This is a genomic window from Cyclobacteriaceae bacterium (assembly GCA_013141055.1).
In the GTDB taxonomy this organism is placed as follows: Bacteria; Bacteroidota; Bacteroidia; order Cytophagales; family Cyclobacteriaceae; genus ELB16-189.
The window spans coordinates 1,660,364-1,672,906 of the sequence record JABFRS010000001.1 but is presented as its reverse complement, the minus strand read 5'-3'; the positions used below and the strand labels follow the sequence as shown (position 1 = coordinate 1,672,906).

The 12,543-nt window shown below is 41.6% G+C and carries 9 protein-coding genes; 5 read left to right on the top strand and 4 right to left on the bottom strand.

Going from position 1 to position 12,543, the window contains the following annotated elements; translation table 11 throughout:
• The first annotated feature begins 109 nt into the window (after window positions 1–109).
• Window positions 110–3,484 (top strand): TonB-dependent receptor, encoded by a 3,375-nt coding sequence (locus HOP08_07390; GenBank protein NOT74737.1) that lies wholly within the window; start codon window positions 110–112, stop codon window positions 3,482–3,484.
• A gap of 133 nt (window positions 3,485–3,617) precedes the next feature.
• Window positions 3,618–5,054, top strand: a complete 1,437-nt coding sequence (locus HOP08_07385) for a transporter substrate-binding domain-containing protein (protein ID NOT74736.1) — start codon at window positions 3,618–3,620, stop codon at window positions 5,052–5,054.
• On the opposite strand, the gene HOP08_07380 is transcribed toward HOP08_07385, so the two are convergent.
• From HOP08_07380 to HOP08_07365, 4 genes are read right to left on the bottom strand one after another with little or no spacing between them, the layout of a single operon-like run.
• Entirely contained in the window at window positions 5,051–6,370 is a 1,320-nt protein-coding gene (locus tag HOP08_07380) for an FAD-dependent monooxygenase (protein ID NOT74735.1), read from the bottom strand. The genes HOP08_07385 and HOP08_07380 overlap by 4 nt on opposite strands.
• 44 nt (window positions 6,371–6,414) lie before the next feature.
• On the bottom strand, window positions 6,415–7,683 hold the full coding sequence (gene kynU / locus HOP08_07375; GenBank protein ID NOT74734.1) for a kynureninase: 1,269 nt from the start codon (window positions 7,681–7,683) through the stop codon (window positions 6,415–6,417).
• Between the two features lie 12 nt (window positions 7,684–7,695).
• A complete protein-coding gene (locus HOP08_07370; GenBank protein NOT74733.1) occupies window positions 7,696–8,223 on the bottom strand; it encodes a DinB family protein in 528 nt (175 codons plus the stop codon).
• Between the two features lie 3 nt (window positions 8,224–8,226).
• Window positions 8,227–8,751, bottom strand: coding sequence for a 3-hydroxyanthranilate 3,4-dioxygenase (locus HOP08_07365; protein ID NOT74732.1), 525 nt, complete (start codon window positions 8,749–8,751; stop codon window positions 8,227–8,229).
• Between the two features lie 81 nt (window positions 8,752–8,832).
• On the opposite strand from HOP08_07365, the gene HOP08_07360 reads away from it, so the two are divergent.
• The 3 genes from HOP08_07360 to HOP08_07350 are packed head-to-tail and all read left to right on the top strand — an operon-like array spanning window position 8,833 to window position 12,533.
• Complete coding sequence (locus HOP08_07360) at window positions 8,833–9,618, top strand: SDR family oxidoreductase (GenBank protein ID NOT74731.1); 786 nt, start codon at window positions 8,833–8,835, stop codon at window positions 9,616–9,618.
• Window positions 9,619–9,678: 60 nt separating this feature from the next.
• Complete coding sequence (locus HOP08_07355) at window positions 9,679–11,121, top strand: aldehyde dehydrogenase (GenBank protein NOT74730.1); 1,443 nt, start codon at window positions 9,679–9,681, stop codon at window positions 11,119–11,121.
• A 5-nt stretch (window positions 11,122–11,126) separates the two neighbouring features.
• Window positions 11,127–12,533 carry a glucosylceramidase gene (locus HOP08_07350; protein ID NOT74729.1) on the top strand — a complete coding sequence of 469 codons (1,407 nt, stop codon included), beginning with the start codon at window positions 11,127–11,129 and terminating at the stop codon, window positions 12,531–12,533.
• The last annotated feature ends 10 nt before the right edge of the window (window positions 12,534–12,543 follow it).

The window sequence follows — 12,543 nt, the reverse complement described above, 5'->3', positions numbered from 1 at the left end:
TATTAAGAAATTGTTAATAACTTGTTCGTAACATTTAAAGGACTGGTAAAACTGAGTTAAGGTTTAACCAATACTTTTACGCTCCTAAAATCAAGTTACTAAAACCCTAATGCTTATGAGAAAACTTCTACTAATCGTTTCCGCCTTTGTGCTGTCAGCTTCCACGCTGTTGGCTCAGGGTGTAACGACCTCCACGCTGAGTGGATCCCTAAAAGATAAGAACGGGGCTGTCCCGGGCGCCAATGTGGTGGCCGTGCACGAGCCTACTGGTACCACGTATGGAACGGTATCGGCTGCTGATGGTAAATTCACCATCTCGAATATGAGAGTAGGAGGTCCCTATAAGATTACAATCTCATTTGTAGGTTACAAGACCCAAACGTATTCCGACATTTCTCTTCAATTGGGTGAAACTTACGTTTTGAATCACGTATTGAGTGAAGAAGGAACTCAGCTTGAAGAATTGGTTGTAACAGGTGAAGCAACAAAAGATCTTAATACTGAGAAAAACGGTGCGGTGACAAACATCAGCAGCCGTCAGTTATTGAACATGCCAACCATTGGAAGAAGTTTGAATGATATGCTCCGCATGACTCCTCAATCATCTTCAACAAGCACTGGTTCAGTGGGTGGTGGTAACTTCCGTCAGAACAACTTCACTGTTGATGGTTCTGACTTCAACAACTCATTCGGTATTGGTGGTAACCTTCCTGGAAATAACAATCCTATTTCATTGGATGCGATTGAGCAGGTAACAGTAAACGTTACTCCTTACGATATCCGTCAATCAGGATTTATTGGAAGCTCCATGAATGCTGTTACTCGTTCTGGATCAAATACATTGTCAGGTTCTGTTTATGGATTCTTCAGAAACCAGGACATGCAGGGTAATGAGGTTCAGAGAGAAACTCCCTTTGTAAAACAGAAACTTGACATTCAAACGTATGGCGCACGTCTTGGCGGAGCGATCATTAAGAACAAGTTGTTCTTCTTTGCGAACTACGAAACGTCTACATCAATTCAGCCAGGACAGCAGAACTTTGCTTCAACTCCTGAAGCTCCTTATACAGGAACAGGAAACATTGCTCGTCCAACGGCAACGGATCTGAACATGATCAGCGATTATTTAAAGACCAATTACAATTATGATACAGGTCCTTATCAGGGATATGATTTCAAGACTACCAACACAAAAGTAACGGCGCGTATTGACTGGAACATCAATGAGAAACACCGTTTCAACGTTCGCTACAGCCAGGTAGAAAATATCAGCCCAAGCTTCCCAAGTACGTCAAGAACAGGTGCTGGTCCTAACTATCCTCAGACTCGTACAAGTCTTTTTGCATTGCCATATAAGAATGCGAACTACTATCAGGAAAATAATTTGTACTCAGTAGCAGCAGAGCTTAACTCTGTTTTTGGAACCAAGTTTGCCAACACGTTGAGAGCAACATACACTGATCAGAACGAGCCACGCAGTTCAGACAGTAAGATATTCCCATTTGTTGATATTTTGGATGGTTCTGCACCAGCAACGGTTATAACAGGAACAACCAGTACTCCACTTACTTCCTTCGGATACGAGCCATTCACATATGGTAATCTAAGACAGGTGTCTACAATTTCAGTTGTTGACAACCTTTCATGGACATCCGGAAAGCATGGATTTACAGTAGGGTTTCAAGCGGACATGACCTCTACAAAGAATGGATTTCAGAGAAACGGAACCAGCTACTATTCATTCAATAGCTGGAATGATTTCATTACTAATCAGGCTCCAAGAGATTTCGCGATCACTTATTCATTACTTCCAGGATATGAGCAAGCTTTTCCAACGGTTAAGACTTCTCAGTATTCTATCTATGGTCAGGATGAATATCAGGTTAATGACAAGTTGAAGCTGACTGCTGGTTTGCGTCTTGATATGCCTTTCTTTAATTCAACAAAGGAAATTCAAACACATCCACTGGTAGCAAGCCTTACCTTCTCTGAAGGCAGGAAGGTTGATACAGGAGCTCTTCCGGATTCACGTGTATTATTCTCTCCAAGAATTGGATTCAACTATGATGTCAAAGGAGATCGTTCTTTGATTGTTCGTGGAGGTACTGGTGTTTTCACTGGTAAAATTCCAATGGTTTGGATCGTTGCTCAATCGGGTGATGCAGGTTTAATTCAGTTCTCTCAATCATATATTGGACAGGCGGCAACTCAGGCGGCAGGAATTGTATTCAATCCGGATCCAACAGCATACCGACCAGCGACTCAGCCACTTCCTGGAACGGCTATTCCAGCTAACATCAGTGCCTTGACAACTGATTTCAAGTTTCCTCAAACATGGAAATCAAGTCTTGCTATTGATATAAAACTTCCTTTGGGAATCAATGGAAGTGTTGAAGCTATCTTTAACAAGGATCTTAATGTTGCAAAGGGTATCAATCCAAACCTTCAGAATGGCGTGCCAATCAATGTTACAGGATATCCTGATAACAGACCTTTCTATCCAATTAGTGTGACAGATCGTTACATTAATCCTATAACAGCGGCGGGTCAGCCCGTAGCGAGCGGAAGCCCTACAGGAACTGCAGCATTCACGCCAGTTGTTTTGGTAAACTCACAGCAAGGATACTATTCATCATTGACTCTTAAACTTGAAAAACCTTTCAGCAATGGATTTACTGCAATGGTTGCCTATACGCGTAGTGATGCACAAGTTGTGTTTGATGGCGGTGGAGATCAGTTAGGTAATACCTGGACGAACACACAGATCGTTGGCAATCCAAATTTTGCTGAGGCCAGTTATGCGGCTTACATCGTACCGGATCGTTTCATTGCATCGATCAGCTACAGAAAGGAATATATCAAACACCTTGCTACTCAGATATCATTATTCTATGAAGGATCTATTCAGGGAAGATATTCTTATACTTATTCTGGTGACTTCAACAGGGACGGTGTTTCGGGTAATGACCTGATCTACATTCCTAAGGATCCATCTGAGATCGCTTTTGTTCCTACTATTGCTGTTCCTCAAGGAGTATGGACTGCGGCAGAACAGAGCGCATTGTTCTTTAAGTTTATTGACCAAGACCCTTACTTGAGCAAACACAAGGGTGAGTATGCACAAAGAAATGGTGCAGAGCTTCCATGGAGAAGCCAGGTGGATGTAAGGATTGTTCAGGACATTTTCGCGAACATCGGGAAAACCAACAACACGCTTCAATTCACTCTTGATATTTTCAATGTTGGAAACTTGTTGAACAAGGAGTGGGGAGTGTTCAAGGATGCTAACGCTGCAACTCTTTTGGTTCCGGTTAATGCCTCAACTCTCCAGCCAAATGGATCTGTTCTTCCAACATTCCGTCTTTCTCAAATTAATGGATACCCAGTAGGTGATGGAAGTAGCTACGCACTTGGTTCATTCAGAAACCGCAATACAATCGGTTCTACTTATTTCATGCAAATAGGATTTAGATATACATTCTAATTCATACTTGTAATTCAGATTGAAGAGAAGCCCCGAAAGGGGTTTCTTTTTTTATGCCCTTTAAGTGATGTTAAAATGGAATTGATGTAATAAGATGAATTGCTGAATTTTTGGATTTTGAGTACCTTCCTTGATGCCAAGACGGATTTTCCTCCATTCTGCGCTTGTGCTGGCCTTGTTGATGGTAAATTGTTCTCCCAAGGGCAATCTTCCTGAATTTTCGCAAGAGCCAGAGGTTCAAATGGACCTTCAGCAAATTCGCGAAAGAGGCTTTTTACAAGCGATCGTTGATAATAATTCCATTAGTTATTTTATCTACCGCGGTCGCCCGATGGGCTATGAGTATGAGCTTCTCCAAAGTCTGACGAAACATTTAAAGATCAACTTAAAAATAAGAGTCATCAGCGGCATTGAGCAATCAATTGATCTGCTGAATAAAGGAGAGGGGGACATCATCGCTTTCCCTCTGACTGTTACTCAGGAACGTACAAAGTATTTATCATTCACGGATACACAATTTAACACGTATCAGGTCCTGGTTCAGAAGAAACCTCAGAACTGGAGAAGGATGCCTCCCACCAGGTTGGAAAGAAGTCTTGTTCGCAATCCGGTTGAACTCATTGGAAAAGAAGTTCATGTGATGAATGAATCCTCTTTTAAAGAGCGGATGCAGAACCTGTCAACAGAAATAGGAGGAGCGATTATCATTCATGAGGATAGCGCTTACGCGGAGACAGAATCCCTTATTGAAAAAGTTGCCAAAGGAGAAATTCAGTATACTGTAACGGACCAGACGATAGCGATGGTGAATGCTATTTACTATCCAAACCTTGATATAGCCACTGTACTAAGTCTTCCTCAACAGATAGCGTGGGCTGTCAGAAAAAACTCACCTGAACTTCAATCGGAAGTTAATCGGTGGATGGAAGACATGAAGCGAACAGGAAAATTTCAGATTCTCTACAGCAAGTATTTTAATAATCCCAGAACTTCTCAGACTGTTATTAGTAGTGATTATTCTTCCCGTGGTGGAAACAAGCTTTCACCATATGATGAGCAAATAAAGCGTGAAGCAAAGATTCTGGGATGGGATTGGAGATTGCTTGCCTCTATTGTTTATCAGGAATCAAATTTTCAACCAACAGCCGCATCATGGGCAGGTGCGGTTGGGTTGATGCAATTAATGCCGGGAACTGCAGAGCAATTTGGTGCTTCGGATCGTACCAACCCGTATCAAAGTCTAAGGGCAGGTGTTCGCTATTTAAAATATCTTGACAAGCTCTGGGCCAAATACATTACAGATAAAAATGAGCGTTTGAAGTTTGTGCTCTCATCTTATAACGCTGGACTTTCTCACATTGTTGATGCCCGTCATCTTGCGAGGAAGTATGGTAAGGATCCTTCAAAGTGGGAAGATGTGGAGGAGTTTCTCAAACAAAAATCAAATCCAAAGTATTATCGGGATCCTATTGTTGTCGCGGGTTATTGCAAATGCGAGGAGCCGGTGAATTATGTTCGCGATGTGCTCAATCGATATGATGAATATAAGATTCTGTTCAGTGAAGCTTAGTCAAGCTGACTTACAACCTTTTCGAAATCCAATGATTGCCATGTTGTCTCTATGGATGGCGTTTGCATCACCTTGTCCATGATCTGCCTCTGCTTTTTTCCGATTCTTAACGCATCAGAGTATCGAATCTCTTCATGAAAAGTGACCATGGAGTAAAGCGGAATCCATCGATTCGGAAATAACTGATGAAGTTTAGCTTCTATCTTCTTGCGCAAAAGGAAATCTGCATCCGCAACGAGATCCCTCATTTCAACAAAATTTTCTAGCGCCAGTTGAGCAATAGCATCCGCATCTGGTTTTCGAAGCTGTTGAAATTCTGTAGTGACTTTATCCCAATCATCTTTATGCTTATTCAGCAAATCATTCAATACAGCACAATCTTCAAACCCCGCATTCATACCCTGTCCATAAAAAGGGACAATTGCATGTGCCGCATCACCTATTAAAAGTGTTTTGTTTTTCAGCCAGGGAAAGCATTTAATGGTGACAAGAGATGAGGTTGGATTTTTTTGCCAGTCTTTTAACAAATCTGGTATGAGAACATCCACATCCGGAAAAATCTCCTGAAAGAACTTTGCAACTTCTTTTTCTGATTGAAGCGATTGAAAAGAAGGATCCCCTTCAAAAGGAAAGAAAAGTGTACACGTAAAGCTTCCATCAGGATTTGGTAATGCGATCAGCATAAAACTTTCCCGCGGCCAGATGTGCAATGAATTTTTTTCTAATTGATGAGTTCCGTTTTTCCCCGCCGGAATCGTTAATTCTTTATAGCCATGCTGAATATAACGTTGATCATAATCAAACCTGTCGGTGATCTGTAAAGCACCCCTGACGGCAGAGAAGGCTCCGTCTGCCCCGATGATCATATCGAATTTTTCAGTTTTACCATCCTGAAATGTTATTTCAGTGGTTTCCAGATTGACATGCTGAATGCGATGTTCAAAAATTATCGTGGTTCCAAGATGTTCTGCCTCACTCATCAGAACAATATTGAGTCCACTCCGTGAAATTGAATTGATGTATTGACCTTGCTCGCCGTATGGAAGAAAGGATAAGTTTCCTTTGACATCGTGCATTGTTCTTCCATGCATCGGAATGGCAACTGGCTTCATTTTTTCCGCAAGACCAACCTCCTTAAGTGCACGAAGTCCTCTATTGCTTAAAGCAAGATTGATGGATTTTCCTGCATATTCTCCACTTTTTCTCATGTCGGATCTTCTTTCGAAAAGAGATACTTTATATCCCCTTTTTATCAAGTAGATAGAAAGGAGTGATCCAACAAGCCCGGCCCCTGCAATAGCGATGTGTTTTTTCATTTTGTAAGAATCTGCGAATCTGTCTAAGCGATTCGCACATGGAATTATTTTAAAGCATTCTTAAAAATTTCAGCAAACCGATACACTTCTTCAAATGAATTGTACATCGGTACAGGCGCCACCCTGATGACATTGGGTTCACGCCAGTCAGCGATCACGCCAGCCTTAGTAATTTTATCAAATATTTTTCTTCCATTATCCTTCATGAGCATAGACATCTGGCAGCCGCGCTCCTTTGGATCTTCGGGTGTAATGATGATAAAGTATTCCTGAAAACGTTCAGTATTTTTTAAAAGAAACTCTAAGTATCCGGTTAGTAAAATACTTTTCTTTCTAAGTGATTTTATTCCAGCCTTTTCAAACAACTCAAGTGAGGCGAGATGTGCTGCGCCACTCAGAACAGGAAAATTGGAAAGCTGCCATCCGTCAATTCCGGGCATAGGGATGAATCCCTTTTTCATTTTAAATCTATCCTTTTCAAAGTGACCCCACCATCCAGCCAATCGAATCAGACTTGAGTTGGTTGCATGACGCTCATGAACAAATGCTCCCGCCACACTTCCGGGTCCGGAGTTAAGGTACTTGTAGCCACACCACACTGCGAAGTCAACATTATTTTTATGAAGATCCACCTCAACATTTCCAACAGCATGAGCAAGATCAAAGCCAGCATAAGCACCAGCCTTTTGTGCGGTGGCAGTAATTCTTTTGATATCAAAAAGCTGGCCTGAGTAATATTGAACTCCGCCAAAGATCACAAGAGCCAATTGCGATGAATGATGCTCAATGGCACTAATAATATCCTCAGTTCTCAAGGAGTATTCATTGGATCGGGGTTTTAACTCGATCAAAGCTTCTTCGGGTTTCAATCCATGAAGTCTGATCTGTGATTCAAAAGCATATTGATCGGATGAAAATGCTCCAGCCTCTACAATGATTTTGAACCTTTCTTTAGTTGGCTGATAAAATGAAGTCATCATCAGGTGAAGATTCACCGTTAGCTGATTCATTGCTACAACCTCAGTAGGTTTTGCTCCAACAATTCCCGCAAGGGCTTTTTTCCCGAATTTATGATAGTACAACCAGGGGCGTTTCGCATGAAAATGACCTTCAACGCCAAGTTCTGCCCAATCACTTAATTCTTCATTAAGGTACTTCTTTGTGCTCCTCGGTTGAAGCCCGAGAGAATTGCCGCAGAGGTAGAGAGTTGTCTTGCCTTTTATTTTTGGATAGTGGAACTCTGATTTGAATTTTTTTAATGGATCTTTTTTGTCGAGTCCTTTGGCAAAGGAGAGAGAGTTTTCAAATTTCATTTCTTCATGAAATTAGGCAACCGATTGTCGCAATGCAGGATTGATCTGAGAATGATGATGCTCAACATGATAGATGGTGAAATAGATCATTTCTCTCAGAGTAAGCTTACCCAGTAAAGGATGCGGTAAAATAAACCGATCTAGTTCAGCTTCACTGAAGCGATCAATCTTTGAGCAAAGTGCTTTTACGTGTTTATCAACGGCATCATTGAGATTAACGCGATCACAGGATGGATCTGGAAGAAACCGTGTTGTTGATTTTCCACCTGCTTGCAATTTCTCCTTGTACCTTGAGATGAGCTCGTCGTACGTGCGGGAAGAGCGATTGGATTTTCCGAAGATCAGTGAAAGTAAAAATTTCGGAAGAGAGAAAGCCAATTTGACAGGTGACACGCTCTTTTCGATATGACTAAGTTGCTGAAGTGGCGTCCACTTTCCTGGCATTGAATGATTGGCAATTACGTCAGAAAGATTCCTGACAAAGCCAGTAAATGAGCTATGATTGCTAATGAGCCTTTCCTGTAGTTCTGTTTTTTTCATAGTTTATACAAATCGCGGATCAGCTTCCATTACTGTGCCACATTTCTTGCATGTGCGAAGGTCAACATTGCCATAGAAATCCCTGAACCGAGGAATAAAATCTTTTTCAATGTTATCAAGATGGAACTTGTATTCGTGGAGCTTGTTATTGCACTTTTCACAAAACCACATCAGTCCATCATCTTCACTTTCACGCTTTAATTCTATTACCAATCCAATAGAATCCGGTGTACGGATCGGGGAATGGGGAACTCCTCCCGGAAGCAGAAACATATCTCCTGCATTTAATGGAATGGAAACTGCTTTTCCGTCTTCCTGAATTTTTACTGTAATGCTTCCTTCCAATTGATAATATAATTCCTCCGTTTCATTATAATGATAATCCTTACGGGCATTAGGTCCCGCCACAATCATGACAATGTAATCGCCAGCGTCAACGTATAGATTTTTGTTTCCAACAGGGGGTTTCAGCAAATGACGATTTTCTGTGATCCACTGATTGAGGTTGAAAGGACGTCGGATAGGCATATTGCTGAATTGAGAATTTGAAGATTTTAAAATGTTCCTCCTGAAAGTTAGCGTTCTTTTATATTTACTGAAAATGGAATTATGAACCTTGATTTGACAGGCAAAAAGGCGCTGGTTTGCGGTAGTACGCAGGGAATTGGCAAGGCTTCGGCAATTGAATTAGCATTGCTTGGGGCGAGCATTACTTTGGTCGCGAGGAATGAGGAGAAACTGAAAAAGACAATTTCTGAACTTTCGACAAAAGCAGGCCAGCATCATCAATATCTGGTTGCTGATTTTAACTTTCCGGAGCAACTAAAAATGACAATTGAAAAGTATGCTTCGTCCACAGCAACTCATATTCTTATTAATAATACAGGAGGTCCTCCGGGAGGTCCTGCATTGTCGGCCTCACTGGATGAGTTTACAAAAGCTTTCTCAAGTCATTTGCTATGTGGCCAGATACTGGTTCAGGCATTAGCCCCGGGTATGAAAGAAGCGAAGTATGGTCGCATCATAAATATTATATCTACTTCAGTTAAAATGCCGATTCGGGGATTGGGCGTTTCTAATACCATTCGGGGTGCAGTTGCAAACTGGTCTAAGACTCTTTCTCTTGAACTTGCTCCCTTCGGAATTACGGTAAATAATGTTTTACCTGGAGCTTCGATGACGGGTCGTTTGGAATCAATCATTAAGGATCGGGCTGAGAAACAGAATAAAACAACTGAACAGATAACAAAGGAGATGATTGAAGAGATTCCTGCTGGAAGAATTTCATCTTCTGAAGAAGTGGCGGCAGCAGTAGCGTTTCTTGCCTCACCAGCTGCCGGATATATCAATGGAATTAATGTACCGGTGGATGGAGGAAGAACCGGTTCATTATAAAGTTAAAATGAGAATGCCTCACAATTGGACTTCTTTGCTCATCACATTAATTCAAAATAGATGCTTAAAATAAGCAATTACATTAATGGGGTCTTAACTGAACCGCACTCTGGAAAATTTCTTGATAACTATAATCCAGCAGAAGGAAAAGTTTATTCATTGATTCCGGATTCGGATGACAAGGACGTCTCCGATGCAGTGGAAGCTGCAAAGAAAGCTTTCGCAGAATGGTCGACCATGGCAGTTGAAAAAAGATCCGCTATCCTGATGAAGATTGCTGACCTTATTGATCGGGATGCAGAAAAACTTTCTTTAGCAGAGAGCATTGATAATGGTAAACCTTTATCTCAGGCTAAGGCATTGGACATTCCGCGCGCTGCAGCGAATATAAGATTCTATGCTACGGGAGCGATTCATATGGCAACTGAAGCGCATGTGACAGGAATTGAGGCCGTCAACTATACTTTACGGACACCGATTGGAGTAGTAGGATGCATCTCTCCATGGAATCTGCCGCTGTATCTTTTTACTTGGAAAATAGCGCCGGCTTTGGCTGCTGGATGTACGGTGATTGCAAAGCCATCAGAGATCACACCCATGACGGCATTCTTGTTTTCTCAACTTTGCATAGAAGCAGGGTTGCCAAAAGGTGTTTTGAATATTGTTCAGGGTTTGGGTCCCAAAGTTGGGCAATCAATCATTGAGCATCCCGAGGTGACAGCCATTTCTTTCACTGGAGGAACCGTTACAGGAAAGAAAATTGCGGCTACTGCTGCTCCTATGTTAAAGAAGCTTTCTCTCGAATTAGGAGGTAAGAATCCAAACATAATTTTTGCTGATTGCGATTTTGAACTTGCGGTAAGCACGACTATTAATTCTTCATTTTCCAATCAGGGTGAGATATGCTTGTGTGGCTCCCGGATTTTTGTAGAACGAAGTCTGCTTGAGAAATTCACAAATGAATTTGTAAGAAGAACAAAATTGCTGACGGTTGGGGATCCCCTTGAGACAACCACCAGAATTGGTGCATTGGTTTCTGAAGGTCATATGAAAAAAGTTCTATCCTACATTGATCTTGCAAAGGAAGAAGGCGGGAAGATTCTTGCCGGCGGTAAGCGAATAGCAATGATAGGTCGCTGTGCTGAAGGATATTTTGTTGAGCCAACTGTAATCACTGGATTGGATCATTTGTGCAGAACCAATCAGGAAGAAATATTTGGCCCCGTTGTCACCATTCAGTCATTTGATACTGAGGAAGAAGTTTTAAGCTTTGCGAACAGTACGACATATGGTCTATCAGCTACCATTTGGACAGAGAACCTTAAGAAAGCACATCGTGTATCTGCCGGAGTAAAAAGCGGAATCATCTGGGTGAATTGCTGGTTGTTTCGTGACCTCAGAACTCCTTTTGGTGGAATGAAGCAATCCGGTGTTGGCAGAGAAGGAGGATGGGATGCCTTGAAATTTTTTACAGAAACAAAGAACGTTTGCATTAAACTCTAATCCCAATGAAAAAGATCTTTATCGCATTGCTTCTGGTTGGTTGCACTCCAAGCCACAATCCTAACGATCACATTCATATGAGCGCATGGGTCACAAATGGTGATCGCTCATTGTTGTTGAATAAAATAGATACGTTAGTGTTTGAGGAAAGGAGGGCAGTGGGCTCAGTTATTAATCTTGATACGGCCACCACCTATCAAACAATGGATGGCTTTGGATATTCTTTAACGGGTGGGAGTGCCTATCTGATAAATCAAAAATTAAATGCTGAAGATCGGACAGCCTTAATAAAGGAACTTTTTGAGAGAGAGGGAAATAGTATTGGAATAAGTTATCTCCGTGTTAGCATAGGGGCCTCTGATCTTGATGATCATGTATTTTCTTATAACGATCTGTCTGCTGGGAAGACAGATTTGGAGTTGAAGGGCTTCAGTATTGATGCGGATCGCACAAACCTGATTCCTGTATTAAAGGAGATACTTGCTGTTTCTCCTGATATAAAGATTATGGGAAGCCCGTGGTCGGCACCAGTATGGATGAAGGACAATCATCTTCCAAAGGGTGGAAAGCTTGAACCAAAGTACTTCGCTGTTTATGCTCAATATTTTGTGAGATATATCCAGGAGATGAAAAAAGAAGGAATCACCATTGATGCCGTTACATTACAGAATGAGCCCGAGCATCCTGGAAACACACCAAGCATGACAATGACACCCTCCGAACAGGCGGAGTTTGTGAAATTGCATTTAGGGCCTGCGTTTAAAACTGCTGGAATTAACACCAGGATTATTGTTTTTGATCATAACTGTGACCATCCTGACTATCCCATTGCAGTTTTAAACGATGCTGAGGCAAAATCTTTTATTGATGGATCAGCATTTCACATGTATCTGGGAGACATCAGTGCGATGACTATTGTTCACAATGCTCATCCCGATAAGAATGTTTACTTCACGGAGCAGTGGACAAGCGGCAAGGGTGATTTTGGTGGCGACCTGCGCTGGCATGTAAAGAATCTTATTATTGGAGCTCCGCGCAACTGGAGTCGTAATGTTATTGAATGGAATCTTGCAGCCGATGAAGAATTTAATCCACACACCGGAGATGGAGGCTGCAATCTTTGTCAGGGAGCATTGACGATCAATAGTAAAACCGGAGTATTGACACGCAATGTTTCTTATTACATTATCGCTCATGCATCTAAATTTGTTCAGCCTGGTGCTATTAGAGTTAAGTCGGAAATTGTTGATAATTTATATAATGTAGGATTTGTTAATCCCGACGGTACGAAAGTTCTTATTGTTTTGAATGACAATGAAACTGACAAAACCTTTTCAATTTCGGACGGCAAGAAAAGTAGCGCTATCTCTTTAAAATCTGGAGCTGTTGGAACTTATGTCTGGAAGTTTTGAGTGGTTTTAA

Coding starts and splice junctions, on each gene's coding strand:
- HOP08_07390 (NOT74737.1), top strand. CDS start 110: ATGCTTATGAGAAAACTTCTACTAATCGTTTCCGCCTTTGTGCTGTCA.
- HOP08_07385 (NOT74736.1), top strand. CDS start 3,618: ATGCCAAGACGGATTTTCCTCCATTCTGCGCTTGTGCTGGCCTTGTTG.
- HOP08_07380 (NOT74735.1), bottom strand. CDS start 6,370: ATGAAAAAACACATCGCTATTGCAGGGGCCGGGCTTGTTGGATCACTC.
- kynU (NOT74734.1), bottom strand. CDS start 7,683: ATGAAATTTGAAAACTCTCTCTCCTTTGCCAAAGGACTCGACAAAAAA.
- HOP08_07370 (NOT74733.1), bottom strand. CDS start 8,223: ATGAAAAAAACAGAACTACAGGAAAGGCTCATTAGCAATCATAGCTCA.
- HOP08_07365 (NOT74732.1), bottom strand. CDS start 8,751: ATGCCTATCCGACGTCCTTTCAACCTCAATCAGTGGATCACAGAAAAT.
- HOP08_07360 (NOT74731.1), top strand. CDS start 8,833: ATGAACCTTGATTTGACAGGCAAAAAGGCGCTGGTTTGCGGTAGTACG.
- HOP08_07355 (NOT74730.1), top strand. CDS start 9,679: ATGCTTAAAATAAGCAATTACATTAATGGGGTCTTAACTGAACCGCAC.
- HOP08_07350 (NOT74729.1), top strand. CDS start 11,127: ATGAAAAAGATCTTTATCGCATTGCTTCTGGTTGGTTGCACTCCAAGC.